Annotated in this window: 24 protein-coding genes and 3 pseudogenes; 10 read left to right on the top strand and 17 right to left on the bottom strand. The window is 69.8% G+C overall.

Going from position 1 to position 25,452, the window contains the following annotated elements:
* Positions 1–96 precede the first annotated feature (96 nt).
* Positions 97–1,356: an ABC transporter ATP-binding protein gene (locus AQJ67_RS09555; RefSeq protein WP_062717664.1), complete on the top strand. Its 1,260-nt coding sequence runs from the start codon at positions 97–99 to the stop codon at positions 1,354–1,356.
* Positions 1,353–2,222 (top strand): ABC transporter permease subunit, encoded by an 870-nt coding sequence (locus AQJ67_RS09560; protein WP_062717665.1) that lies wholly within the window; start codon positions 1,353–1,355, stop codon positions 2,220–2,222. Before AQJ67_RS09555 ends, AQJ67_RS09560 begins: the two co-directional genes overlap by 4 nt.
* A 7-nt stretch (positions 2,223–2,229) precedes the next feature.
* Here AQJ67_RS09560 and AQJ67_RS09565 read toward each other — a convergent pair whose 3' ends face one another.
* The gene (locus AQJ67_RS09565) at positions 2,230–2,562 is read right to left on the bottom strand and encodes a hypothetical protein (RefSeq protein ID WP_062717666.1); all 333 of its coding nucleotides are present in this window, start codon (positions 2,560–2,562) and stop codon (positions 2,230–2,232) included.
* Between the two features lie 223 nt (positions 2,563–2,785).
* On the opposite strand from AQJ67_RS09565, the gene AQJ67_RS09570 reads away from it, so the two are divergent.
* Positions 2,786–3,814: an LLM class flavin-dependent oxidoreductase gene (locus AQJ67_RS09570; RefSeq protein WP_062717667.1), complete on the top strand. Its 1,029-nt coding sequence runs from the start codon at positions 2,786–2,788 to the stop codon at positions 3,812–3,814.
* A 92-nt stretch (positions 3,815–3,906) separates the two neighbouring features.
* Here AQJ67_RS09570 and AQJ67_RS09575 read toward each other — a convergent pair whose 3' ends face one another.
* Positions 3,907–4,299, bottom strand: coding sequence for an SCO5389 family protein (locus tag AQJ67_RS09575; RefSeq protein WP_062717668.1), 393 nt, complete (start codon positions 4,297–4,299; stop codon positions 3,907–3,909).
* A 265-nt stretch (positions 4,300–4,564) separates the two neighbouring features.
* Between AQJ67_RS09575 and nucS the strand changes: the two genes are divergently transcribed.
* Positions 4,565–5,236, top strand: coding sequence for an endonuclease NucS (nucS, locus tag AQJ67_RS09580; protein ID WP_062717669.1), 672 nt, complete (start codon positions 4,565–4,567; stop codon positions 5,234–5,236).
* 100 nt (positions 5,237–5,336) lie between these two features.
* Here the strand turns inward: nucS and AQJ67_RS09585 are convergent, their stop codons facing one another.
* The 4 genes and pseudogenes from AQJ67_RS09585 to AQJ67_RS09600 all read right to left on the bottom strand — a co-directional run.
* Complete coding sequence (locus AQJ67_RS09585) at positions 5,337–7,922, bottom strand: ATP-binding protein (RefSeq protein ID WP_062717670.1); 2,586 nt, start codon at positions 7,920–7,922, stop codon at positions 5,337–5,339.
* A gap of 262 nt (positions 7,923–8,184) precedes the next feature.
* Positions 8,185–8,508 carry an STAS domain-containing protein gene (locus AQJ67_RS09590; RefSeq protein WP_062717671.1) on the bottom strand — a complete coding sequence of 108 codons (324 nt, stop codon included), beginning with the start codon at positions 8,506–8,508 and terminating at the stop codon, positions 8,185–8,187.
* Positions 8,509–8,715: 207 nt separating this feature from the next.
* A complete protein-coding gene (locus AQJ67_RS09595) occupies positions 8,716–9,564 on the bottom strand; it encodes a 3-hydroxyacyl-CoA dehydrogenase family protein (protein ID WP_062717672.1) in 849 nt (282 codons plus the stop codon).
* Positions 9,565–9,700: 136 nt separating this feature from the next.
* Positions 9,701–10,222: pseudogene (locus tag AQJ67_RS09600) on the bottom strand (TetR/AcrR family transcriptional regulator); the annotation flags it as partial.
* Positions 10,223–10,258: 36 nt separating this feature from the next.
* Here AQJ67_RS09600 and AQJ67_RS44900 point away from each other — a divergent pair.
* The 3 genes and pseudogenes from AQJ67_RS44900 to AQJ67_RS09615 all read left to right on the top strand — a co-directional run.
* Positions 10,259–11,084, top strand: a pseudogene (locus AQJ67_RS44900) (ATP-binding cassette domain-containing protein); the annotation flags it as partial.
* Positions 11,085–11,097: 13 nt separating this feature from the next.
* Positions 11,098–11,752, top strand: a pseudogene (locus AQJ67_RS09610) (ABC transporter permease).
* A 13-nt stretch (positions 11,753–11,765) separates the two neighbouring features.
* A complete protein-coding gene (locus tag AQJ67_RS09615; RefSeq protein ID WP_062717675.1) occupies positions 11,766–12,338 on the top strand; it encodes a cob(I)yrinic acid a,c-diamide adenosyltransferase in 573 nt (190 codons plus the stop codon).
* Positions 12,339–12,408: 70 nt separating this feature from the next.
* Here the strand turns inward: AQJ67_RS09615 and AQJ67_RS09620 are convergent, their stop codons facing one another.
* Entirely contained in the window at positions 12,409–12,990 is a 582-nt protein-coding gene (locus tag AQJ67_RS09620) for a hypothetical protein (RefSeq protein ID WP_062717676.1), read from the bottom strand.
* A 152-nt stretch (positions 12,991–13,142) separates the two neighbouring features.
* Here AQJ67_RS09620 and AQJ67_RS09625 point away from each other — a divergent pair, with 152 nt between their 5' ends.
* The 3 genes from AQJ67_RS09625 to AQJ67_RS09635 all read left to right on the top strand — a co-directional run bounded on the left by AQJ67_RS09625 (position 13,143) and on the right by AQJ67_RS09635 (position 16,923).
* The gene (locus AQJ67_RS09625) at positions 13,143–14,330 is read left to right on the top strand and encodes a sensor histidine kinase (RefSeq protein ID WP_062717677.1); all 1,188 of its coding nucleotides are present in this window, start codon (positions 13,143–13,145) and stop codon (positions 14,328–14,330) included.
* Positions 14,327–14,968 (top strand): response regulator, encoded by a 642-nt coding sequence (locus AQJ67_RS09630; protein WP_062717678.1) that lies wholly within the window; start codon positions 14,327–14,329, stop codon positions 14,966–14,968. Before AQJ67_RS09625 ends, AQJ67_RS09630 begins: the two co-directional genes overlap by 4 nt.
* A 128-nt stretch (positions 14,969–15,096) precedes the next feature.
* Positions 15,097–16,923 (top strand): glycoside hydrolase family 18 chitinase, encoded by a 1,827-nt coding sequence (locus AQJ67_RS09635; protein WP_062717679.1) that lies wholly within the window; start codon positions 15,097–15,099, stop codon positions 16,921–16,923.
* A 12-nt stretch (positions 16,924–16,935) separates the two neighbouring features.
* Here AQJ67_RS09635 and AQJ67_RS09640 read toward each other — a convergent pair whose 3' ends face one another.
* The 10 genes from AQJ67_RS09640 to AQJ67_RS09685 all read right to left on the bottom strand — a co-directional run bounded on the left by AQJ67_RS09640 (position 16,936) and on the right by AQJ67_RS09685 (position 25,354).
* Entirely contained in the window at positions 16,936–17,382 is a 447-nt protein-coding gene (locus AQJ67_RS09640) for a DUF2550 domain-containing protein (RefSeq protein WP_062717680.1), read from the bottom strand.
* Positions 17,383–17,544: 162 nt separating this feature from the next.
* Positions 17,545–17,919, bottom strand: a complete 375-nt coding sequence (locus AQJ67_RS09645) for a F0F1 ATP synthase subunit epsilon (RefSeq protein WP_030049636.1) — start codon at positions 17,917–17,919, stop codon at positions 17,545–17,547.
* Between the two features lie 131 nt (positions 17,920–18,050).
* Positions 18,051–19,487, bottom strand: coding sequence for a F0F1 ATP synthase subunit beta (gene atpD, locus AQJ67_RS09650; RefSeq protein ID WP_062717681.1), 1,437 nt, complete (start codon positions 19,485–19,487; stop codon positions 18,051–18,053).
* Positions 19,487–20,404 (bottom strand): F0F1 ATP synthase subunit gamma, encoded by a 918-nt coding sequence (locus AQJ67_RS09655; protein ID WP_062717682.1) that lies wholly within the window; start codon positions 20,402–20,404, stop codon positions 19,487–19,489. The genes atpD and AQJ67_RS09655 overlap by 1 nt, the downstream gene beginning before the upstream one ends.
* Before the next feature lie 21 nt (positions 20,405–20,425).
* Positions 20,426–22,027, bottom strand: coding sequence for a F0F1 ATP synthase subunit alpha (atpA, locus tag AQJ67_RS09660; protein ID WP_062717683.1), 1,602 nt, complete (start codon positions 22,025–22,027; stop codon positions 20,426–20,428).
* A 125-nt stretch (positions 22,028–22,152) separates the two neighbouring features.
* Positions 22,153–22,968 carry a F0F1 ATP synthase subunit delta gene (locus tag AQJ67_RS09665; protein WP_062717684.1) on the bottom strand — a complete coding sequence of 272 codons (816 nt, stop codon included), beginning with the start codon at positions 22,966–22,968 and terminating at the stop codon, positions 22,153–22,155.
* Positions 22,965–23,507, bottom strand: a complete 543-nt coding sequence (locus AQJ67_RS09670; protein ID WP_062717685.1) for a F0F1 ATP synthase subunit B — start codon at positions 23,505–23,507, stop codon at positions 22,965–22,967. The genes AQJ67_RS09665 and AQJ67_RS09670 overlap by 4 nt, the downstream gene beginning before the upstream one ends.
* A 41-nt stretch (positions 23,508–23,548) precedes the next feature.
* Positions 23,549–23,779 carry an ATP synthase F0 subunit C gene (atpE, locus tag AQJ67_RS09675; protein ID WP_009321656.1) on the bottom strand — a complete coding sequence of 77 codons (231 nt, stop codon included), beginning with the start codon at positions 23,777–23,779 and terminating at the stop codon, positions 23,549–23,551.
* 75 nt (positions 23,780–23,854) lie between these two features.
* Positions 23,855–24,682 carry a F0F1 ATP synthase subunit A gene (gene atpB, locus AQJ67_RS09680; RefSeq protein ID WP_062717686.1) on the bottom strand — a complete coding sequence of 276 codons (828 nt, stop codon included), beginning with the start codon at positions 24,680–24,682 and terminating at the stop codon, positions 23,855–23,857.
* 225 nt (positions 24,683–24,907) lie between these two features.
* On the bottom strand, positions 24,908–25,354 hold the full coding sequence (locus tag AQJ67_RS09685; RefSeq protein ID WP_062717687.1) for a Cg1360 family ATP-synthase-associated protein: 447 nt from the start codon (positions 25,352–25,354) through the stop codon (positions 24,908–24,910).
* Between the last annotated feature and the right edge of the window lie 98 nt (positions 25,355–25,452).

Here is a 25,452-nt window from a genome sequence, read left to right on the forward strand (position 1 = left end):
TTGCCCTTGAGTGGAACCGTCAGCGCCTAGGTATCCTCCTAACCCTTACGGGGGGCGTGTGCCCCGCTGTCCTGATCCTTTCGATGGGTGCGGAGCATGATCGAAGCAGTCGGCCTGACCAAGCGCTACGGCGACAAGACCGCTGTGTACAACTTGTCCTTCCAGGTGCGGCCCGGTTCCGTCACCGGCTTCCTGGGCCCCAACGGCTCGGGCAAGTCGACGACGATGCGGATGATCCTCGGCCTGGACAACCCGACGGCCGGGCGCGTCACGATCGGCGGCTATCCGTACCGCAAGCTGCCCAACGCCCCCCGCCAGGTCGGCGCCCTGCTGGACGCCAAGGCCGTGCACGGCGGCCGGGCCGCCCGCAACCACCTGCTGTCCCTCGCCCAGCTGTCCGGCATCCCGGCCCGGCGCGTGGACGAGGTACTGGGCGTGGTCGGCCTCCAGGACGTGGCCGGCAGGCGCTCCAAGGGCTTCTCGCTCGGCATGGGCCAGCGGCTCGGCATCGCCGCCGCGCTGCTCGGCGACCCGCAGGTGCTGCTGTTCGACGAGCCGGTCAACGGCCTCGACCCCGAGGGCATCCTCTGGGTGCGCAATCTGATGAAGTCGCTGGCGGCCGAGGGCCGTACCGTCTTCGTCTCCTCGCACCTCATGAGCGAGATGGCGCTGACCGCCGACCACCTGATCGTGATCGGGCGCGGCCAACTGCTCGCCGACATGAGCGTCAAGGACTTCATCGCGGCCAACTCGGCGGGCTTCGCCCGGGTCCGTACGCCCGACACCGAGCCGCAGCTGCGCGAGAAGCTGTCCGCGGCGCTGACCGAGGCGGGCGGCCATGTGCTGCCCGAGCAGGACGGCGCGCTGCGGGTGACCGGGCTGCCGCTGCCCCGCATCAGCGACCTCGCGCACGACACGGACGTACGGCTGTGGGAGCTGTCGCCGCACCAGGCCTCGCTGGAGGAGGCGTACATGCGGATGACGCAGGGCGCGGTCGACTACCGCTCGACGGTCGACCAGAAGGCAGGGCTCCAGCAGCAGCTGCCGCCGGGCGCGCAGCCGCCGATGCCGGTGCCGGGGCAGGGCCAGCCCGGCTGGTACGCCCCGCCGCCGCCCCAGCAGGGCGGGCAGCCGTTCACCGCGCCGCAGGGTCAGCCGGGGCCGTACGGCGGCCCTGGCGCCCCCGTCGCGGCGCCGGGGGCGGATGCGCCCAACCCGTACGCCCAGCAGGCGCCCCAGGCGCCCCAGGCACCGGCTCAGCCCCCTGCCGCGCCGCCGCAGGCCCCGGCCCAGCCGCCCGCCGCGCCCGCCCCTGCTGCCCCTGCCGCCCTGACCAAGCCCGAGGACGCCCGATGAGCACGCCCCAGCCCCCGATGCCGCAGACCGCCGCACCGAACTGGCAGGCGGCGCCCGGCTCCTCGTACCCCTCCTACACCTCGCCGATCCCCGTCGTGCGCACGCATCTCGGGCACGCGCTCGCCTCGGAGTGGACGAAGATCCGGTCGGTGCGCTCGACGATGTGGACGCTCGGCGTCTTCGTGCTGCTCGTCGTCGGCATCGGCCTGTCCGTCGCCGCGCTGATCGCCGGCAACGCCTCGGAAGGCAGCCTGAGCAAGGAGAACCCGCTGTCGTTCGGGTTCTTCGGGCTGCTGCTCGGCAGCATGTGCATCATCACGCTCGGCGTGCTGACCACCGCCTCGGAGTACGGCACCGGCATGATCCGGACCACGGTGACCGCGTGCCCGTCCCGCGGCCGGGTGCTGGTGGCGAAGTCGATCGTGTTCTTCGCGGTCGCGTTCGTGGTGACGCTGGGCTCGGCCCTGCTCGTCGCCCTCGCCGACGTGTCCATGCTGGACGCGCGGGAGCCCAGCGGCCAGGAGTGGCTGAAGGGCACGCTCGGCATCTCGCTCTACATGGCGCTGCTCGGCCTGCTCTCGCTCGTCGTCGGCTCGATCATCCGGCACTCGGCGGGCGCGATCACCATCATGATCGGTGTGCTGCTGGCCCCGCTGGTCATCGCGCTGTTCATGTTCTCGGAGTCGCTGCAGGACCTGCAGCAGGCCCTGTTCGAGTACTCCATCCCGAACCAGCTCAGCGTCTTCTACTCCCAGTCCCTCAGCAATTCCGGCCCGTCGGGCTGGGACCCCCTGTGGATCATGCTCGGCGTCACCGCGGCCGCCTTCGCCGGCGCCTACGCCCTCCTGGAGAAGCGCGACGTCTGACCCGCCCCTAGAACTTCGGCGCGTTACGGGACCGCTGCACCCGCGTGGTGCGGCGGTCCTTCGCGTTCCAGCAGGCCTTGTGCCAGTGGCGGCGGTCGTCGACGCCCGCGTGGGCCGGCCAGGCGACGACGTGGGGGACGCCGTCCGGGATCAGTTGGTCGCAGCCGGGGCAGCGGTACGCCTTGCCCTGGGCGCTCGCGCCCGCCACATGCCGTACGTTCCACTCCTCGTCCTGCCAGCTCTCCGTGGACTGCCAGCCGCCGTAGCGGCCGGAGCGATCGTCCTCGGCGCTGTTTCCGGACGAGCCGACTCCCTTGGGTCGGTTGCGACGCGGGGACACGGAACACCTCACGGGGCTATACAGGATGCAGGGGCCATGTCCAGCCTACGCGGCGCGGACAGGGGTAGCCGTACGGCACCAACCCCCACAAGTCCCCCATGCCGACGATCGATTCTGCAGACAATCCGCAAATCTCTTCGTCAAGCCGTGTCCTCGGCACGTGTCAGACGGTTATGCCGGGTGGGGGAGCTCCGCGTCGGAGCCAAGGAAGCAGGAAAAGGCAATGCACGTAGGTAGTTTCGTGTTGGCGGCCCGGTTCCCGGGACAGGGCGAGGGGGAGGCGCTGCACCGCGCGGTCCGCTCCGCCGAGGTCGCCGAGGAAGCGGGGCTCGACACCGCCTGGGTGGCCGAGCACCACTTCGTGCCGTACGGCACCTGTCCGTCCGCGATCACCCTGGCCGCCCTGCTGCTCGGCCGCACCCGCCGGCTGAGGGTCGGCACGGCGGTCAGCGTGCTGCCCACCGCCCACCCGGTGGCCCTCGGCGAGCAGGCCGCGCTGCTGCACATCACCTCCGGCGGGCGCTTCTCGCTGGGCGTGGGACGCGGCGGGCCGTGGGTCGACCTGGAGGTGTTCGGCTCGGGTCTCAAGGCGTACGAGGAGGGGTTCCCGGAATCACTCGACCTGCTGCTGCGCTGGCTGCGCGAGCCCTCGGTCGCGTCCGCCGGCGAGCAGTTCGACTTCCGCGAGGTCCCCGTCGTCCCCCGGCCGTCGGAGTGCCTCACGGACGCCGAGGGCCCGGAGGTCGTCGTCGCGTGCACGTCGCCGAAGAGCGTACGGCTGGCGGCCGAGCGCGGGCTGCCGATGCTGCTCGGCATGCACGTGGGCGACGAGGAGAAGGCCGAGATGGTCGCCCTGTGGCGGGAGCACGCCCGCGCGGCCGGGCGACCGGCCGACGAGATCCGGGGCGCGGCCCATGTGTCGGCCGGCGTCTGCCAGATCGCGGACCGGCGCACGGACGCGGTGGAGACGCTGACGAAGGCGATGCCGGGCTGGCTGCGGCAGGGCCTGGAGGCCCATGTCACGGTGGACGGCCGCCATCGCGCGATGCGCGACCCGCTGGCGTACACCGAACTGCTCTGCGGACTGCACCCGGTGGGCACCCCGCGCCTCGCCGCCGACCGCCTGGCGGCGACCAGCGAGCGGACCGGCATCTCCCGTTTCGCCCTGCTCGTCGAGGGCTCGGGCGACCTGGCGGCGACCGAGGAGAACGTCCGTCGACTGGGCGCCGAAGTGCTCCCGCACCTCGGCTGAAAGGCCCTGTCCCACCGTGCCGCCAGGGGGCTTGCCGCCCAGTACTGATTGCACCTCCCGCGTACGGAGCGGCAAGCAAGCGGCTTACTGCGTCAGCAGTCCCTGAATTCCGGAGACTGGTTCAGCAGCTGGCTGCGCACCGAGGTGAAGCGGGCAAGCGACTCGTCGACCGAGCCGTCGAGCGGGAACACCGCCACCCGGTGGCAGTTCTGGAAGGCCAGTCGCACCCCGAAGTGCCGCTGCAGCGCGCCGCGTATCGCGTCACTCGCAAGCGCACGCAGCAACTGGCCACGTGCCTGCTCGTCCGGCGGCGGCGTCTGGTTGTCGGCGAACGAGCCGCCGTCGACCTTCAGCTGGGCCACCAGGGAGCTGATCATCTCCCACGCATAGGGCAGGGAGGTCCGGACGCAGTCGACGAATTCTGCTTCATCGACCTCGCCTCGCTCGGCCTGTTCGAGTAGGGCCGGTGAGACGTCGAGCGACATGGGTTCTCCTCTCGGACCCCCACAACAGCGGGGGTTACCTGACAGATAGGGGAGTTCGCGATACCGAACACTCTGCGTATACGCGTCGCGACCTCCCGTTTAATACGGTAGGCAACAGACGGTGACGGCACCAGGAGAATGCGTACATGGGCGGTCCTCGTTAGGCGCACAATCGGCCAGAAATGAACAGGGGCAGTCCGGGGTCATACGGACTACCCCAGGGCGAATCGCGTCGACACCGGCCCGTCGAGTAGCGTTGCGGACCATGCGTCTCGTCATTGCCCGATGCTCCGTCGACTACGCGGGCCGGCTCACCGCCCACCTGCCCTCGGCGCCCCGTCTGATCCTGGTCAAGGCGGACGGAAGCGTCTCGATCCACGCGGACGACCGGGCCTACAAGCCCCTGAACTGGATGTCGCCGCCGTGCACCCTGAAGGAGGGTGACGGCGAGCAGAAGGACATCTGGACCGTCACCAACAAGGGGGGCGAGAAGCTCATCATCACGATGGAGGAGATCCTCCACGACTCCTCGCACGAACTCGGCGTGGACCCCGGCCTGATCAAGGACGGCGTGGAAGCGCACCTCCAGGAACTCCTCGCCGACCGCATCGAGACCCTCGGCGAGGGCTACACGCTCATCCGCCGCGAGTACATGACGGCCATCGGCCCCGTCGACATCCTGTGCCGGGACGCCGACGGCCAGACCGTCGCGGTCGAGATCAAGCGGCGCGGCGAGATCGACGGCGTGGAGCAGCTGACGCGCTATCTGGATCTGCTGAACCGGGATCCCCATCTCGCCCCGGTCCGCGGGATCTTCGCGGCCCAGGAGATCAAGCCGCAGGCCCGCGTCCTCGCGACGGACCGCGGGATCGGCTGCCAGGTGCTGGACTACGACGCCATGCGCGGCATCGAGGACGACAAGCTGCGGCTGTTCTGACGCGCGGCTGTCGGCGGTTCTACGACGGTGAGGGCCGGGTCCGCCAACGGACCCGGCCCTCTTGTCTTTCGTGCTTGTCCTGAAGCGGGCCTCAGGTGTGTCAGATCACGGTGTCCGAGCCGGTGCTCGGCGTGCCGTCGTCCGTGCTCTGGGGGGCGCTCGCGGAGCTGGTGGTCTCCGTGGGGCTGGAGGAGGCCGGTCCGCTGGCGGAGGTCGAGCTCGTCGGCGGTTCCGTCGGAGAGGTCGTCGGCTCGTCGGTCGGCGTCGGATCCTCCGTCGTCGGGTCCTCCGTCGGCGTCGGCTCGTCTGTGGTCGGCTCCTCCGTCGGCGGCTTGGTCGAAGAGGTCGGCGGCTTCGTCGGCGACGACGGTGGCTTCGTCGGCGAGTTCGAGGAACCGCCGCCGGGCTTCTGCGTCCCGCTCGGATCGTCCGACGGCTCCGTCGCGCCGTCCGTCGGCGTCGGGTCGTCCGACGTGCCGTACGTCCCGTCGGGGCCCGGGTCGGTGGGCCGGCTGGTGGCCGTGCCCGTGTCGCCGGAGCCCTTGCCGTCGTCGCCCTCGGCCCTGTCGGCGCCGATGCTGTCGTCGCCGATGCCCTGGCTGGCGGACGGGTTGACGCCGACCTGGGTGGCCGGGCTGTCGGTGTTGTTGTCGGAGGTGGCGCCGAGGGTCACCACCGTGCCGAGGACGGCCACGAGCAGGGCGCCCGAGCCGGCCGCGACGAGGTTGCGCCGGGCGAAGCCGCGGACGCCGCCACGGCCCTTGTGCGAGGTCGCCGGGGACGGCGACGGCGAGGGCGGCGAGGCGCGGTGGGTGACCAGCGTCGTGGCGTCACCGCCGGGCGGCGGGAACGCGGCGGCCGGTACGCCTCCGGGCGGCGACTGCGACTCCTCGTACCGCGCGTCCGGCACCTCCTCCCCCGCCGTCGCACCGAACGCGGCCACTCCCGGTGTCGTGCCGGAGCGGTCCGAGACCAGGGCGAGGGCACGGCGGCCGGCGACGGTGCCGCGCTTGTCGGCGAGGGCGCCGCGCAGGCCGATGGAGGTCTCCAGCTCGGCGCGGGCCCGGTCCAGCCGGCCGCCGCAGAGCGCGAGGACGCCCAACTCGTGGTGGAAGTAGGCCTGTTCGGTGACCTCACCGGCCAGGCGGGAGGCCTCGGCGCCGGCCCGCAGCACCCGCTCCCAGGCGCTCCAGTGCAGCCCGGCCGCGAACGCGGGTCCCGCCGTGCGGGCGAGCCGCACGGTCGGGCTCTCCTCGCCCTCGGTGGGCGGCGTCGTACCCGGCACGAGTACGCCGAGGGCGGCGAGCACGGCGTCCGCCTCGGCGCACACGCGCTCCGGGGTGACCGAGGGGTGGCCGGCCCACCAGGCGTAGTGCTGGGCGGCGGTGAGGGCGTGGTCCTGGACGTCCGCGGCGTATCCGGCAGCCGCCAGCTGGGCCTGCACACCGGCGGCGAGCCGGTAGCGGGAACCGACGGCCGAGACCAGCCCGCAGTCGGCGAGCTCGCCCAGCGCGGCGTCCGCGTGGGTGTCGCCGACCAGCGCGGGCAGATGCGCCTGGTGCGGCACCTCGCCGCCGAGCGCGACGGCGAACCTCAGGGCGGTACGGGCCGAGGCGCTGAGCCGTGAGGCGAGCAGCGGGGCGGGTCCGGCCGCCTCGCCGAGGGAGGGCAGCGGTGTCTCCTCGCCGCGGCCCTCGGTGTCGTACGCCCCGTCGAAGGGCGCGTCGGCCGAGGGCGGGGTGTCCTCGAAGACGCCGTACTCGTCCACCGCGTCCGCGCCGGACCGCAGCCGGTCCCGCTGTCGCAGCAGGGCGCCGGCCTGGACGAACCTGAGGGGCAGGCCCTCCGACTCGAACCACAGGTCGCCCGCCCAGTTCGCCTCGTCCTCGGTGAGGACCCGGCCGACCTGGCGCTCCAGGAGCTCCACGCTCGCGGCCCGGTCGAACCCGGCGAGGGCGACCTCCTCGATGCCGGAGTCGACGGACGGCGCGGGCACGTCGGGCGTGGCGCCGAGCAGGAACGCGCACTCGGGGGTCGCGTCCAGCAGCTCGTCGAGGGCGGCGCCGCCGAACTCGACGTCGTCCAGCACGACGACCGCGCCGATCTCCCGCACGAAGCCGAGCAGTTCGTCCTGATCCGGGCGGTGCAGGGGAGCGCTGTAGACGGCGTAGAAGAGGTCGTACAGCAGGTCGTCCGGGGTGCGGTGGTAGCCGGTGAGCCGGACCACGCCGTCGGGGGCGAGGTCCGCGCAGTCCTCGGCGACCAGGTCGAGGAGGCTGGTGCGGCCGGCGCCCGGGGCGCCGACGAGGCGTACGGAGCGGCCGCGGGCGAGCATCCGGACCAGCTGTTCGCGCTCGTCCTGGCGGGCCAGCAGTGGCTCGGCGGGACGGGTCGGGCCGGGTGGGACGGGCGGCCTGGCTGCGCGGTCGACCTCGGCGCGTTCGGCCGGGGTCAGCTTCTCGGGCCGCGACGGGCGCTCCGCCGGCGGGCAGACCTCGATCTCGCTGCCGTCGACGGGGTTGACCGTGAGCAGGAAGTCGCCCGAGACCAGTTGCACGGTGCGGGCCAGTGCGGGCGCGTGCTGTCCGAAGTCGGTGGTGAGGGGGTCCCTGGGCGGGCGATGGCGCGACGACTGGCCGTCACCGTCATGGCCGTACTCCTCGGGTCCCCGGTTGTTCGGGTCCATAGGTTTCAAGCCCCCCAAAAGCGTCGTGTGCCCAAGCCAAGCCCCTCCCGGCCTTGCTGCACACCGCGCTGTCGCTTCTGGTCCGGGCCCGCCGAGAAGGGTTTGTCTAGGTGGCGGGCAGCCGAACCCTAAACCTTTGCACAGTATCTACGACAGACCGGGGTGCCGCGCCGTCCGAGACATCACAGTCTCGTGAGGATTGTGCGTGAGGTGCGCTTCGCAACCGGAACGCCCGACTGTCCCGCCCCATCCGTGCCGGGTGTCACACCCGGGGCAGGGACTCCACCCCGATACCGCCCTCGATCGCCAGGATCCGGTGCAGCCGGGTGGCCACCAGCAGGCGCTGCATCTGCGGCGGTACGCCGCGCAGCACCAGGCGTCGCCCGCAGCGGCCGGCCCGCCGGTGGGCCCCCATGATCACCCCGAGTCCGGTGGCGTCCCAGGAGACCAGCTCGGACAGGTCGAGCACCAGATCGCCGACTCCGTCGTCGACGGCCGAGTGCAGGACCGTACGGGCGTCCGCCGCGCTGCGGACGTCGAGGACGCCCCCGACGACCAGTTCGGCGTGGTCGCCCCTGATGTGCATATGCGCTCCCCAAGCGTGCGTCGTTGCTCCGCGATGCGTTGCCTGTGCTGTTCCTGTGCCTGTGTTTGCTACGAGTCTTCGCTGTGGCCGGTGATGCAACCTCTGACTGCGTTCAGCGGCCAGAGGTTGCCGTCTGTAAGCGAACCGATACCGAATTCACCCCATCGCGTGATGGGCGCGAGGGTCTGTGCGGTGGTCTACGAAACCTCAGTAGCTGTAAAAGCCTTGCCCGCTCTTGCGGCCGATGTCACCCGCGTCCACCATCCGGCGCATCAGCTCCGGCGGGGCGAACTTCTCGTCCTGGGACTCGGTGTAGATGTTGCTGGTGGCGTGCAGCAGGATGTCGACGCCGGTGAGGTCGGCCGTGGCGAGCGGGCCCATGGCGTGGCCGAAGCCCAGCTTGCAGGCGAGGTCGATGTCCTCGGCGGTGGCGACGCCCGACTCGTACAGCTTGGTGGCCTCGACGACGAGGGCCGAGATCAGCCGGGTGGTGACGAAGCCGGCCACGTCCCGGTTGACGACGATGCAGGTCTTGCCGACGGACTCGGCGAACTCCCGCGCGGTGGCGAGGGTTTCGTCGCTCGTCTTGTAACCGCGGACCAGCTCGACCAGCTGCATCATCGGCACCGGCGAGAAGAAGTGGACGCCGACGACCCGCTCGGGGCGCTCGGTGGCCGCCGCGATCTTGGTGATCGGGATCGCGGAGGTGTTGGAGGCGAGCACGGTGTCGTCCCGCACGATCTTGTCGAGCGCGCGGAAGATCTCGTGCTTGACCTCGAGCTTCTCGAAGACGGCCTCGATGACGACGTCCGCGTCGGCGGCGGCGTCCAGGTCGGTGGTCGCGGTGATCCGGGCGAGGGCGGCGTCGGCGTCGTGCGCCTCCAGCTTGCCCTTGCCGACGAACTTGTCGTACGACGCCTTGATGCCGTCGGTGCCACGCTTGAGAGCCTCGTCGGTGACGTCCCTGAGGACTACGTCCCACCCCGCCTGAGCGGAGACCTGGGCGATCCCGGAACCCATCAAGCCGGCGCCGATGACGGCAAGCTTCCGTGCCACTGTTGCGACTCCCCTTTGAAACGCCTTACACCCTGTTTAGGTTGCTCTTCGGCGGACCTTAGCGCTCGTGAGGGACTGTGTGACCGGTTAGTAACGCGAGTCACGTCTCATCTGACGGACATCACACCGGCACGGGTCATTGAGCGCCTCGGACGGCGTAGTTGAGCACCTTCGCGCTCAACAGCTCCTCGATGTCGTCGAGAAGTACGAGCATCTCGCGTGACACTTCGTCCGGATTGTGCCCCTTGAGCATCTCGCGGCCGACGGCGACGAAGACCGTCTGATGGATCCAGGCGATCTGACCGGCGATCAGCCCCGGAAGCGGGTCACCTGCGGACGCGCCGGCCTCTTCGCGCAGGGTCGCTTCGAGGTGGTCGTGGATCTCCTGCTGGAGGCTCCAGAGCCGGGACCGCAGCGGCGGCACCTCGTGGATGACGCGCATGAAACGGTCATAGCCCTCCATGAGGCCGAGCCGGGGCGAGACCGCCTCCGCCTCCGCGCGCAGCTCCCGCAGCACGGTCCGGGCGGCCGACTCCCCCTTGTCCCGGGCGCGCACCCAGCGGGAGAGCTGTTCCACGACTCCGGCGGAGCGGTCGAAGAAGAGGTCCTCCTTCGCCGGGAAGTAGTTGCAGACGGTGTTCACGGAGACGTCGGCGGCGCATGCCTCCGGCGGGAGAACCAGATCCGAGGGCGGGTGCGGAGCCCCCCTCCCCCTCCCCCTCCCCCGACGCGCCCAGCCCACGGCTCAGGCAGCCCGCCAGGGCACCGCGGCATCGATCTGACCGTCCGCGAGGGCGAGATCCTCGGTTTCCTCGGCCCGAACGGGGCCGGCAAGACGACGACCCTGCGGATGCTGACGACCCTGCTGGCGCCCACCGGGGGCGCGGCCACCGTGGCGGGCCACGACCTGGCGGCCGACCCGGCCGCGGTACGGCGGGTCTGCGGATACGTGGCCCAGTCGGGCGGCGTCGATCCGCAGATCACCGTGCGGGAGGAACTCGTCACCCAGGGCCGCCTGTACCGCCTGCCGAAGGCGCGGGCGCAGGCGCAGGCGCAGGCGCAGGCGCAGGCGCAGGCGCAGGCGGCCGAGCGTGCCGGGGAGTTGGCCCGCGACCTGGGGCTCACCGACCTCCTCGACCGCAAGGCCGGCGCCCTCTCCGGCGGGCAGCGGCGCCGGCTCGACATCGCGTTGGCGCTGACGCACCGCCCGAAGGTTCCTGTTCCTCGACGAGCCGACGACCGGCCTCGCCCCGGGCAGCCGGGCCGACCTGTGGGACCAGATCCGGTGCCTGCGCGACGAGCACGGCACCACGGTCTTCCTCACCACCCACTACCTCGACGAGGCCGACGCCCTCGCCGACCGGCTGGTCGTCGTCGACCGGGGCGTGGTCGTCGCGGAGGGCACGCCGAGCGCGCTGAAGCTGGAGCACGGCGGCTCGATCGACGCCTCGCTCCAGGACACGTTCCTCGCCATCACCGGCCGCAGAGCCACGCCGGCCGACGCCGCCCCCGTAGCCGTATGGGAATCCTTAGATGCTGTTCCAGGACACGGCCCTCATCTACGGCCGCTATCTCCGCCAGTCGTTGCGCTCTCGCTTCGCCCTGTTCTTCGGCGTGCTGATGCCGCTGCTGTACCTGCTGTTCTTCGGTCCGCTGCTGACGGATCTGCCGCTGGGCGAGGAGGGCAGTTCGTGGCAGGTGCTGGTGCCCGGGCTGCTCCTCCAACTCGGCCTGTTCGGGGCATCGTTCGCGGGCTTCGCGATCATCATCGAGAAGGGCCACGGCGTGGTGGAACGCATGCGCGTGACGCCCGTCAGCCGTCTCGCCCTGCTGCTGGGGCGCGTCTTGCGCGATGCCACCGTCTTCGTCTTCCAGGCGGTGCTGCTGTGCTGGCCGCGCTCGTGATGGGGCAGCGGGCTCCCCTGCCCGGTGTGCTGATCGGCTTCGCGTTCGTCGCGCTGCTGACGCTGTCGCTGGCCTCGCTGTCGTAAGCGCTCGCGATGAAGGTGCGCACGCCGCAGGAGTTCGGCCCGGCGGTCAACGCCATGACGATGCCGATGATGCTGCTGTCGGGCCTGATGCTGCCGATGGCTCTGGGACCGGCGTGTACGGCGTCCTGGTCGCGCTCGGCTTCACCGCACTGGCCGTGACAGTCGGCACACGCGTGTTCCGAACCGCCGACGCGTAACTACGCTGGTCACATGGTCAATCTGACGCGCATCTACACCAGGACCGGCGACCAGGGCACCACCGCCCTCGGCGACATGAGCCGGGTCGCCAAGACCGATCTGCGGATCTCGGCGTACGCCGACGCCAACGAGGCGAACGCGGTGATCGGCACGGCCATCGCGCTGGGCGGACTGGACGAGGAGGTCGTCAAGGTCCTCACCCGCGTGCAGAACGACCTGTTCGACGTGGGCGCGGACCTCTCGACGCCGGTGGTGGAGAACCCGGAGTTCCCGCCGCTCAGGGTCGAGCAGTCCTACATCGACAAGCTGGAGGCGGACTGCGACCACTTCCTCGAGGCGCTGGAGAAGCTGCGCTCCTTCATCCTCCCGGGCGGCACGCCGGGCGCGGCCCTGCTGCACCAGGCCTGCACGGTCGTACGCCGTGCGGAGCGCTCGACGTGGGCGGCGCTTGAGGTGCACGGCGAGGTGATGAACCCGCTGACGGCGACGTATCTGAACCGTCTGTCCGACCTCCTGTTCATCCTGGCGAGGACGGCGAACAAGGAGGTCGGGGACGTGCTGTGGGTACCCGGCGGAGAGCGCTGAGCGGATCGCGCCCCAAAGGGGCGCGGGGAACTGCGCGACCAGCCGCGACGGACCCTTGGATGATCACGGCTTATCGGACCCGTTCCTTCGAGGTGACGAGGCTGTCGGCGTGCTCCGGCTCTGCCTTCGGCTGCTTCGGCCAGATCAGGTAGGCCAGCGCGACCAGGCCGTGGATCCCCGCGGCGCGCAGTGCCGCCCACTGGAAGGACCGCAGGGACGAGGTGTCGCCGTCCCCGACGTACCAGATCGCGCCCTGGAGCAGGGTGAGGGCCACCGCCGCCGCGAGGAGCGTGCGCAGCCACAGGCGGCCCTCGTGCCGGGCCCTCGCCATGCCGTACCGCGGCGGCTTCGGCGGGCGCGGGGCGCCGGCCAGGCGGTGGGCGGCGTGGCCGTCGAGCCAGCGGATCGTGTAGTGGCCGTACGCCACGGTGTAGCCGATGTAGAGCGCGGCCAGGCCGTGCTCCCAGCCGGGTTCGGCGCCGTTCTTGAGGTCGATCGCCGTCGCGACGAACAGGACCAGCTCCAGCACCGGTTCGCACAGCAGCAGCACCACGCTCGTACGACGCCACTTCAGCAGGTAGCGGACGGCCAGGCCCAGGGCCAGCAGCACCCAGAAGCCGACCTCGCAGGCGATGATGAGGGCGACGATCACAACATGCTCCCTTCGGTCACCCTTCCAGGCTCCCGGCGGGCGCGGCCCCTTTCGTCGTCGGCGGTGACGAAACCGCCGTACATCGAAAGATGCAGTCCAGGACCCTCCCCCGGAATCAGGCGTCGGCCGCGGCCACCGTGTTGGATGGAGTCATGGCCCTCCCCCGCCCGCACCGCTTCGACGTGTACATCGCCATCGGCGGGCTGCTCGGCGGGCTGCTGCTGGTGGGCATCGGCCTGGCCACGCGGCCCGCCAAGGATCCGATCACGCTCTTCGACGGCCCCTGGCCGATCCTGGTGCCGCTCACCGTGATGGCCGGCTGCGAGCTGCTGCGCCGGGCGGCGCCGCGCGCGGCCCTGCTGATCGGCACGCCCGCGATCTGCGCGGACGTCTTCACCCAGGGCAACCTGGCCACGATCCTGATGTTCACCGACATCATGTACGCGGCCGTGCTGTACGGCCCGCTCGCCTCGGCCCGCCGTATCCAGTGGATCACCGGTCTGCTCACGGTGGCCGGGACGCTGGTGCCGTTCGCGGTGTGGCGCGTCCCGGAGGCGCTGCTGATCGGCGTGGTCGTCGGTGTCGTGGCGTACGCGCCCGCCGCCACCGGCTGGATCGTCCGCAACCACCGCGACGCCGCCGAGGCCGCCCGGCTGCGCGCCGAACAGACCGCGCTGCTGGCCGAGGTGGACCGCGCCCAGGCCGTGACGTCGGAACGCGCCCGTATGGCACGGGAGTTGCACGACATGGTCGCCAACCATCTCTCCGCCATCGCCATCCACTCCACGGCCGCGCTCTCCCTCGACGACCCGAAGACCTCCCAGGAGGCTCTTTCCGTCATTCGCGAGAACAGCGTCGCGGGGCTCGCCGAGATGCGCCGGCTCATCGGCATCCTGCGTGACTCCAGCGGCGACACCGAACCGGTCGCCGCACCCACGCTGGACGGCCTCGACGCGCTGGCCGAGGGCGCCCGCGTCAACGGTCTCGACGTCCGCCTCGACGCGGAGCCCTGCGATGTCCCGGCCCCCGTCGAGCTCGCCGCCTACCGCATCGTCCAGGAGGCCCTGACCAACGCCCTCAAGCACGCCTCCCCCGGCCGCGTCACGGTTGCCCTCACTCACCGGGACGGCTCCCTCAGCGTGGCCGTGTCCAGCCCGTTCGGTGACCGTGACGGGCCCCGCGCGCCCGGCTCGGGTGCCGGGCTCGTCGGGATGCGGGAGCGGGTCGGGCTGCTGGGCGGCGCGTTCGAGGCCGGTCCCGTCGACGACCCGGCCTCGACGCACGGCAAGATCTGGGTCGTACGCGCCACGCTGCCCGTGTCCGAAGGAGACAGAGAATGATCCGCGTCCTGGTCGCCGAGGACCAGTCCGCCGTCCGCGCCGGGCTGGTCCTCATCCTGCGCAGCGCGCCCGACATCGAGGTGGTCGGCGAGGCGGCGGACGGCGAGCAGGCGGTGGCCATGGCCCGTGACCTGCGGCCCGACCTGGTGCTGATGGACGTACAGATGCCACGCCTCGACGGGGTGTCGGCGACCCGGCAGGTGGTCGCCGAGCGACTGGCCGACGTGCTGGTGCTGACCACCTTCGACCTGGACGAGTACGTGTTCGGGGCGCTGCGCGCCGGGGCGTCCGGGTTCCTGCTCAAGAACACCGAGGCCAAGGACCTGCTGGCGGCCGTCCGCACGGTGGCGCGCGGCGAGGGCCTGATCGCCCCGGCCGTCACCCGGCGGCTGATCGCCGAGTTCGCCGCGAAGCCGGTGCGGGAGCCCACGGCAGACCCGGCCGTGCTCGACGCCCTCACCCGGCGCGAGCGGGAGGTGCTGTCCTGCCTCGGCGAAGGGCTGTCCAACGCCGACATCGCGGCACGGCTGGATATGGCCGAGGCGACGGTGAAGACCCACGTCAGTCGTCTGCTGGGGAAGCTGGAGCTGCGCAGCCGGGTGCAAGCGGCCGTGCTGGCCCAGGAGTTGGGGATCTAGGGGTTCGGAGCACGGCCGTGCACGAGAGTGGTCCAGACCTATTGACCTGTGGTCCAGACCTTTCTATTCTCGCGGCACCGTGGGCGTGAAGGCTCAGTCACGCCCCCAATTCCCCGAGGAGGCGCAGCATGCGCTTCAGACACAGAGCCGTGGCGGGGTTCGCGACCCTGCTGCTGCCGCTGGCTGGCCTGGTCGGCCTCGCGAGCCCGGCCGAGGCCGCGACATCCGCCACCGCCACCTACGCGAAGACCCAGGACTGGGGCTCCGGCTTCGAGGGCAAGTGGACGGTGAAGAACACCGGCACCACCTCCCTCAGCTCCTGGACCGTCGAGTGGGACTTCCCCTCCGGCACCTCCGTCACCTCCGCCTGGGACGCCGACGTCACCTCTTCCGGCACCCACTGGACCGCCAAGAACAAGTCCTGGAACGGCACCCTCGCCCCCGGCGCCTCCGTCAGCTTCGGCTTCAACGGATCCGGCTCCGGCTCCCCCGCCAACTGCAAGCTGAACGGCGGCAGTTGTGACGGCGGCACCACGGAACCCGGCGACAGCGCGCCCAGCGCCCCCGGTACGCCGAGCTCCTCCGACATCACCAACACCTCGGTGAAGCTGAGCTGGTCCGCCGCCACCGACGACAAGGGCGTCAAGAACTACGACGTCCTGCGTGACGGCGCCAAGGTCGCCACCGTGACGACCACGTCGTACACCGACACCGGCCTCACCGCCGGCACCGACTACTCCTACACCGTCCAGGCCCGCGACACCGCCGACCAGACCGGCCCGGTCAGCGGCGCCCGCGCGGTCCGCACCACCGGCGGCACCACCGACCCGCCGCCCACCGGCGACAAGGTCAAGCTCGGCTACTTCACCGAGTGGGGCGTCTACGGCCGCAACTACCACGTCAAGAACCTGGTGACCTCGGGCTCCGCCTCGAAGATCACTCACATCAACTACGCGTTCGGCAACGTCAAGAACGGTCAGTGCACCGTCGACGACACCTACGCCGCCTACGACAAGGCCTACACCGCCGACCAGTCCGTCAGCGGCACCGCCGACACCTGGGACCAGCCGCTGCGCGGCAACTTCAACCAGCTGCGCCAGCTGAAGGCCAAGTACCCGCACATCAAGGTGCTGTACTCCTTCGGCGGCTGGACCTACTCCGGCGGCTTCGGCCAGGCCGCCGCCAACGCGGCCGCGTTCGCCAAGTCCTGCAAGGCCGTGGTCGAGGACCCGCGCTGGGCGGACGTCTTCGACGGCATCGACATCGACTGGGAGTACCCGAACGCCTGCGGCCTGACCTGCGACACCAGCGGGCCGGCTGCCTTCAAGAACCTCATGTCCGCCCTGCGCACCGAGTTCGGCCCGAACTACCTGGTCACCGCGGCCATCACCGCCGACGGCTCCGCCGGCGGCAAGATCGACGCGGCCGACTACGGCGGCGCCTCGCAGTACCTCGACTGGTACAACGTGATGACGTACGACTACTTCGGCGCCTTCGACGCGGACGGCCCGACCGCCCCGCACTCGCCGCTCACCTCGTACGCCGGCATCCCGCAGGCGGGCTTCAACTCCGCCGACGCCGTCGCCAAGCTCAAGTCCAAGGGCGTGCCGTCCAAGAAGCTGCTGCTCGGCATCGGCTTCTACGGCCGCGGCTGGACCGGCGTCACCCAGGCCGCCCCCGGCGGCTCGGCGACCGGCGCTGCCCCCGGCACCTACGAGGCCGGGATCGAGGACTACAAGGTCCTGAAGAACTCCTGCCCCGCGAACGGCACCATCGCCGGCACGGCGTACGCCTACTGCGGCAACAACTGGTGGTCGTACGACACCCCGTCGACCATCGCCGGCAAGATGACCTGGGCCAAGAACCAGGGCCTCGGCGGCGCGTTCTTCTGGGAGTTCAGCGGCGACACCGGCAACGGTGAGCTGGTGACCGCCATCAACAACGGGCTCAGCTAACAGCCAGAGGCACTAAGCGACATTGACGCGCTGACCGGGCGGGGCTGCTTCCAGCCACGCGAGAAATCCGGTCAGCGCGTCTTCGCTCATGGCGAGTTCGAGGCGCGTGCCCCGGTGCAGGCAGGTGAGGATCACCGCGTCGGAGAGCAGCGCCAGTTCCTCCTCGCCGTCCGGTACGCGGCGGCCGGCCACCTCGATGGCGGAGCGCTCCAGGATGCGGCGCGGGCGGTAGGCGTAGGAGAAGACGCGGTACCACTCGATGCGGTCGCCGTTGTAGCGGGCGACGCCGTAGGACCAGCCCTTGCCGTTGGTGTCGGGTTTCTCCGGGACGTCCCAGCGCAGGGAACAGTCGAAGGTGCCGCCCGAGCGCTGGATGAGTCTGCGGCGCAGGCCGAAGACGAACAATCCCAGCACCACGAGGGCGACGACGATTCCGCACACAGTCAGAGCGAGGACCATCGGCACCGACCTCCTCGTCTCCTAGGTAACGGAACGGAAAAAACTTCCATATCTGCCTCAGCCGCGACCGGCACCGGATTGCTCCGGTCCCAGCCGCGGCTGAGTGACGTCATCGCGTGCGCTCCCCCAGAGCCTAAAGGGCTCGGGAGGTGACCTGGGGGGTCAGCGCGCCGTCGCCGCCCGCAGGCGGACCTCCGCGCGGCGCTCGGCGGACGCGTCGTCGTCCCCCTTCGCGCGCTCGAGTGCCCGCTCCGCGCGCTGGACATCGATCTCGTCCGACAGCTCGGCGATCTCGGCCAGCAGCGACAGCTTGTCGTCCGCGAAGGAGATGAAACCGCCGTGCACCGCGGCGATGACGGTTCCACCTTCACTCGTACGGATGGTCACCGGGCCCGACTCCAGCACACCGAGCAGCGGCTGGTGACCGGGCATGACGCCGATGTCGCCGGACGTGGTGCGCGCGACGACCAGGGTGGCCTGGCCGGACCAGACCTCACGGTCGGCGGCGACCAACGCGACGTGCAGCTCAGCAGCCAAGGTGGCTCCTCGGGTCACCACCCGGCGGTTCTGCCGGGTGTTGGTTACAAGTCTAGTAGGCGTGAGTGAGGGGGCGGGACGAACCCCCGCCCCCTCCGTCAAGAGCTCAGTGGCTCAAGAGCACTGGTGCGTCAGGAGACGCCCAGCTCCTTCGCATTCTTCTTCAGGTCCTCGATACCACCGCACAGGAAGAACGCCTGCTCCGGGAAGTGGTCGAACTCACCGTCGATGATCGCGTTGAACGCGGTGATCGACTCGTCCAGCGGCACGTCCGAACCGTCCACGCCGGTGAACTGCTTGGCGACGTGGGTGTTCTGGGACAGGAAGCGCTCGACACGGCGGGCACGCTGGACGACCAGCTTGTCCTCCTCGCCGAGCTCGTCGATGCCGAGGATCGCGATGATGTCCTGGAGGTCCTTGTACTTCTGCAGGATGCCCTTGACACGCATGGCGGTGTTGTAGTGGTCCGCCGCGATGTAGCGCGGGTCCAGGATCCGGGACGTGGAGTCCAGCGGGTCCACGGCCGGGTAGATGCCCTTCTCGGAGATCGGACGGGACAGAACCGTCGTCGCGTCGAGGTGGGCGAACGTGGTGGCCGGGGCCGGGTCGGTCAGGTCGTCCGCGGGGACGTAGATCGCCTGCATCGAGGTGATCGAGTGACCACGGGTCGAGGTGATGCGCTCCTGGAGGAGACCCATCTCGTCGGCCAGGTTCGGCTGGTAGCCCACCGCGGAGGGCATACGGCCGAGCAGGGTCGAGACCTCGGAACCGGCCTGGGTGAAGCGGAAGATGTTGTCGATGAAGAACAGCACGTCCTGCTTCTGGACGTCACGGAAGTACTCGGCCATGGTGAGGCCGGCCAGTGCGACGCGCAGACGGGTGCCCGGGGGCTCGTCCATCTGACCGAAGACCAGGGCGGTCTTGTCGATGACGCCCGAGTCGGCCATCTCCTCGATGAGGTCGTTGCCCTCACGGGTGCGCTCACCGACACCGGCGAACACGGAGACACCGTCGTGGTTGTTGGCGACGCGGTAGATCATCTCCTGGATGAGCACCGTCTTGCCGACGCCGGCACCGCCGAACAGGCCGATCTTTCCACCCTTGACGTACGGGGTGAGAAGGTCGATGACCTTGACGCCGGTCTCGAACATCTCGGTCTTCGACTCGAGCTCGTCGAAGTTCGGGGCCTTGCGGTGGATGCCCCAGCGCTCGCCCTCGTACTGCTCGTCGACGTTCAGCACCTCACCGAGGGTGTTGAACACCTTGCCCTTGGTGAAGTCACCGACGGGCACCGTGATGGAGGCACCGGTGTCGGTGACCGCAGCCTGGCGGACCAGACCGTCGGTGGGCTGCATCGAGATCGTGCGGACCAGGCCGTCACCCAGGTGCTGGGCGACTTCCAGGGTCAGCGTCTTCTTCGCACCCTCCTGAGCCGGGTCGGCGACCTCGACGTGAAGGGCGTTGTAGATGTCGGGCATGGCGTCGACGGGGAATTCCACGTCGACGACCGGGCCGATGACCCGGGCGACGCGGCCCGTGGCAGCGGCCGTCTCAACTGTCGTCGTCATTACCTGTCACTCCCCGCGGTCGCGTCGGCCAGGGCTGCGGAGCCACCGACGATCTCGCTGATTTCCTGGGTGATTTCGGCCTGGCGGGCCGCGTTGGCAAGCCGCGAGAGCGTCTCGATGAGCTCTCCCGCGTTGTCGGTGGCCGACTTCATCGCGCGCCGCGTGGCGGCGTGCTTGGAGGCGGCCGACTGGAGCAGCGCGTTGTAGATACGGCTCTCCACGTAGCGCGGCAGCAGGGCGTCGAGGACGTCCTCCGCCGAGGGCTCGAAGTCGAACAGCGGAAGGATCTCGCCCTTGGGGGCAGCCTCCTTCGCGACCTCTTCGAGGCTGAGCGGCAGCAGACGGTCGTCGAGGGCCGTCTGCGTCATCATCGAGACGAACTCGGTGAAGACGATGTGGAGTTCGTCCACGCCGCCCTCGGCCGTGTCCTTCTCGATCGCCTCGATCAGCGGAGCCGCGACCTTCTTGGCGTCCGCGTACGACGGCTCGTCGGTGAAGCCGGTCCACGACTCCGCGATCTTGCGCTCACGGAAGTTGTAGTGGGCGACACCACGGCGGCCGACGATGTAGATCTCGACCTCCTGGCCCTCGCGCTCCAGACGCGCGGTCAGCTGCTCCGCGATCTTGATGGCGTTCGAGTTGAAGGCGCCGGCGAGACCGCGGTCGCTCGTCAGGAGCAGCACCGCGGACCGCGTGACCGTCTCGGCCTGCGTGGTCAGCGGGTGCTTGGTGTTCGAGCCGGTACCGACCGCCGTGACCGCGCGGGTGAGCTCGGTCGCGTACGGCGTGGAGGCCGCCACCTTGCGCTGTGCCTTGACGACACGCGAGGCGGCGATCATCTCCATCGCCTTGGTGATCTTCTTGGTCGCGGTGACGGATCGGATGCGACGCTTGTAGACCCGGAGCTGGGCTCCCATGAGTCAGGTCCCTTCCTTACGTCACTTGGAGGCGCTGGTCGCCTTCGGACCGGCCTCTTCGCCGAGCAGCTTGCCGTCCGAGGTCTCGAACTGCTTCTTGAACTCGGCGATGGCGTCGGCCACGGCGGTCAGCGTGTCGTCCGACATCTTGCCGCCCTCCTTGATGGAGGTCATGAGGCCCTGCTCCTTGCGGTGCAGGTACTCCAGGAGCTCCTTCTCGAAGCGGCGGATGTCGGCGACCGGAACGTCGTCCATCTTGCCGGTGGTGGCACCCCAGACCGAGACGACCTGGTCCTCGGTGGCCATCGGCTCGTACTGAGCCTGCTTGAGCAGCTCGACCAGACGCGAACCACGCTCCAGCTGCGCCTTCGACGCGGCGTCCAGGTCGGAACCGAAGGCGGCGAACGCCTCCAGCTCGCGGTACTGGGCCAGGTCCAGACGGAGACGACCGGAGACCTGCTTCATCGCCTTGTGCTGCGCGGAACCACCGACTCGGGAGACGGAGATACCGACGTTCAGCGCGGGGCGCTGACCGGCGTTGAACAGGTCCGACTCCAGGAAGCACTGGCCGTCGGTGATGGAGATGACGTTGGTCGGGATGAACGCCGAGACGTCGTTGGCCTTGGTCTCGACGATCGGCAGACCCGTCATCGAGCCGGCGCCCATGTCGTCGGAGAGCTTCGCGCAGCGCTCCAGCAGACGGGAGTGCAGGTAGAAGACGTCACCCGGGTAGGCCTCACGGCCCGGCGGGCGGCGCAGCAGCAGGGACACGGCGCGGTAGGCGTCGGCCTGCTTCGAGAGGTCGTCGAAGATGATGAGGACGTGCTTGCCCTCGTACATCCACTGCTGGCCGATGGCCGAACCGGTGTACGGCGCCAGGTACTTGAAGCCGGCCGGGTCGGACGCCGGGGCGGCGACGATGGTCGTGTACTCCAGCGCGCCGTTCTCCTCCAGCGCGCGGCGGACCGACGCGATCGTCGAGCCCTTCTGGCCGATGGCGACGTAGATGCAGCGGACCTGCTTGTTCACGTCGCCCGAACGCCAGTTGTCGCGCTGGTTGATGATCGTGTCGACGGCCAGGGCGGTCTTGCCGGTCTGGCGGTCACCGATGATCAGCTGACGCTGGCCACGGCCGATCGGGGTCATCGCGTCGACGGCCTTGTAGCCGGTCTCCATCGGCTCGTGCACCGACTTACGGGCCATGACGCCCGGAGCCTGCAGCTCAAGGGCACGGCGGCCGGACGTCTCGATCTCGCCGAGGCCGTCGATCGGGTTGCCGAGCGGGTCGACGACGCGGCCGAGGTAGCCCTCGCCGACGGCCACGGAGAGGACCTCACCGGTACGGGAGACCGGCTGCCCCTCCTCGATGCCGCTGAACTCACCGAGGATGACGGCGCCGATCTCGCGCTCTTCCAGGTTGAGCGCGAGGCCGAGGGTGCCGTCCTCGAACTTCAGCAGTTCGTTGGCCATGGCCGAGGGCAGGCCCTCGACCTTCGCGATGCCGTCGCCGGCAAGGGTGACCGTACCGACCTCCTCGCGCGAGGCCGCGTCCGGCTTGTACGACTGGACGAAGTTCTCCAGCGCGTCCCGGATCTCCTCCGGCCGGATCGTGAGCTCCGCCATCTGGGTTCCCTGCTCTCCTTGTTGGGCCCGAAGTTTCACTTTGGGGGTCTGGGGGCGACCCCCAGGATTCTTCTGCACGGCCCAACCAGGGCCGTCGTAAGTATTACTGCCTATTGAGTTGCTGTTCAGCTCGCCAGGCGGCGGCCGGCGTCCTCGATGCGGTCCGCGAGGGAGCCGTTGATGACCTCGTCACCGACCTGCACCCGCATTCCGCCGACGACCTCGGGGTCCACGTCGAGGTTGAGGTGCATCGGGCGGCCGTAGAGCTTCGCGAGGGCGGCGCCCAGGCGCTGCTTCTGCCGGTCGCTCAGCGGCACCGCCGAGGTGACCACGGCCACCATGCGGTCCCGGCGGTCGGCGGCGAGCTTGGACAGGGACTCAAGTCCCGACTCCAGGCTACGTCCACGCGGCGCGGTCACAAGACGCGTGACCAGACGCTCGGTGGTCGCCTTGGCCCGGCCGCCGAGCAGGCTGCGCAGCAGCTCGCCCTTGGCCGTCCCGGTGGCGGCGCGGTTGGTCAGCGCGGCCCTCAGCTCGGTGTTCGAGGAGACGATCCGGCCGAACCGGAACAGCTCGTCCTCGACCTCGTCGAGCGTGCCCGCCTTCTGCGCGGCAGTGAGGTCGGCGGTGTTCGCCAGCTCCTCCAGCGCGTCCACCAGGTCGCGGGACTGCGACCAGCGGGAGCGCACCATGCCGGCCAGCAGATCGACGGTCTCGCCGCCGACCTGACCGCCGAGCAGGCGCTGGGCCAGCTCGGCCTTGGCCTCGCCGGCCTGCGCCGGGTCGGTGAGGACCCGACGCAGCGACACCTCGCGGTCGAGCAGCGCGGTGACGGCGGCCAGCTCGTCGGCGAGCTTGGCCGCGTCGACGGACGTGGAGTCCGTCAGCGCGTCGAGACGCTCACGTGCGGCTGCCAGGGCCTCGCGGCTCGCTCCGTTCATCGCGCGGCCTCGGCCTTCTCCTCAAGGTCCTCGAGGAAGCGGTCGATGACGCGGCTCTGCCGGGCGTGGTCCTCCAGGGACTCACCGACGAGCTTGCCGGCCAGGTCGGTGGCGAGCTTGCCGACGTCCTGGCGCAGCGCGGACGCGGCTGCCTTGCGGTCGGCCTCGATCTGTGCGTGACCGGCGGCGACGATCTCCTCGCGCTGCCGCTGGCCTTCCGCGCGCATCTCGGCGATGAGCGTGGCGCCCTGCTCCTGCGCCTCCTGGCGCAGACGCGCGGCCTCGTGCCGGGCCTCGGCGAGCTGAGCCTTGTACTGCTCGAGCACGCTCTGGGCCTCGGTCTGGGCGGCCTCGGCCTTCTCGATACCGCCCTCGATGGCCTCGCGGCGCTCTTCCAGAACCTTGTTGATGTTCGGGAGGAGCTTCTTGGCGAGGAAGCCGAAGACGATGACGAAGGCGAGCAGGCCGATGACAAGCTCAGGGATCGGCGGGATGAGGGGGTTCTCCCCCTCACTCGCCGCGATGAGCAGCTGGCTCATGTGAGTGCCTTTCGTCTAGTCGGCTGGACTGGATTCGCTGATCAGTAGCCGTAGACGAACGGCATGACCAGACCGATCAGGGCGAGCGCCTCACAGAAGGCGAAGCCGAGGATCTGGTTGGCACGGATCAGGCCGGCGGCCTCGGGCTGACGGGCGAGCGCCTGGGTGCCGTTACCGAAGATGATGCCGACGCCGACGCCCGGGCCGATCGCGGCGAGGCCGTAACCGATGGAGCCGAGGGAGCCTTCGACAGCAGCAAGGGTCTGGGACATGCCAGTTCTTCCTTTTCTTTACGGACCGGTGGGGGTTGGCCACCGGACGATCTGTGGAGGTGGGAGGGCGGTGGCTCAGTGGTGCTCGGCGAGAGCGCCCTGGATGTAGGTGCACGTCAGCAGGACGAACACGTACGCCTGCAGGGCCTGGATGAACAGCTCGAAGGCGGTCATCACGATGACCATCACGAACGAGACACCCGCGTAGGCGATGCCGAAGCCGTTCAGCATGTACCAGCTGGCGATCGTGAACAGCAGCAGCAGGGTGTGGCCCGCGAACATGTTCGCGAACAGTCGCACCGCGTGCGTGAACGGCCGGATCAGCAGGTTCGAGAAGAGCTCGATCAGCATGGCCAGCGGAAGCACCGCGCCGAGCGACTTGTCGTAGCCGGTGACGTTCTTCCAGAAGCCGACGAAGCCGTGCCGCTTGAAGGTCAGGGACACCCACAGGATGTAGACGATCAGCGCCAGGACCAGCGGGTACGAGATGATCGAGGTGACCGGGAACTGGGCGATCGGAATGATCGACCACAGGTTCAGCATCCAGACGAAGAAGAACAGCGAGACGACGAGCGGTACGTACTTCTCGCCTTCCTTCTTGCCGATGGTCTCGTAGACGACACCGCGGCGGATGAAGTCGTAGCCGGCCTCGGCGACCATCTGGAGCTTGCCCGGCACGACCTGCGGCCTGCGGAAGGCGGCCCAGAAGAAGCCCACGATGATGATCGAGCCGAGCAGCGCCAGCAGCATCGTCTTGTTGAAGTACACGTTGCTGTCGCCGTCACCCCACAGGGGCTGGAACATGAACGAGTGCAGGCCCGGGGACACATCGGCGAAGCCACACCCGTCGAAGAGGTGGCAGTTGGTGTCGAAGGCGAGCACCTGCGTCGGGTCAGCACTCACCGCGGGCTCCTTCAGCGTGGCGCATAGGTACGGCAACCTCGTTGTGTCGGCGCGGCGCGCAGCCGCGGTTCGGCACGGGACTGGTGTTACGGATGTGGGGGCGGCTGGGGGGCATCTCGCCTCGCGATTGAGCAGGCGTCAGCTCAGATGCCCGCGCCCGCGATGCCGCAGTTGGCACCGGACGATAGCAGGACTTCTCGAGCGCCCTTATCCCGCCCCTACCTCTCACGACGAGTGCCCCGTCTTTTCGGGCTTGTCACCCTTCGAGGGAGTGCCCGAATCGGGTTCAACGTAGAGGATCTTGGCCTTCATGTGGGCGCGCGTCTGCATGGCGATCCACACGAGTGTGCCGACGAGCAACGTGACCGCGAAGGCTCGCGGGTTGAACAGCGTCGTGTTCTTGAACGCGGCCATGAAGATGAACAGCAGCAGGATCTGCGCCGCGTACAACATCAGGCCCATCGCCTGGAACAGGTGCGGAAGCGATTTGGCAGTGCGCTGCAGAACGTAGAGGCCGATTCCCATGAAGAGGATCACGACCACCGTCGCGACGACAGCCCCGATCGCTCCCTTGCCACCGGCGACCACACCACTGACGACGGCTGCGACAGCGCCGACGGCGGCTGTGGGCACAGCGGCCTGGAGCAGGATCCGGGCGTCATTGGACGGCATGGCGGCAACTCCGCTTTCACGGTGGGGGCAGGGTGTCGTCATGGACGAGCGTAGTCCCGGGTTGAGAGAGAACCTCACGCCGGTGGACCGTCGCACTG

This window comes from Streptomyces caeruleatus (genome assembly GCF_001514235.1).
Classification (GTDB): Bacteria; Actinomycetota; Actinomycetes; order Streptomycetales; family Streptomycetaceae; genus Streptomyces; species Streptomyces caeruleatus.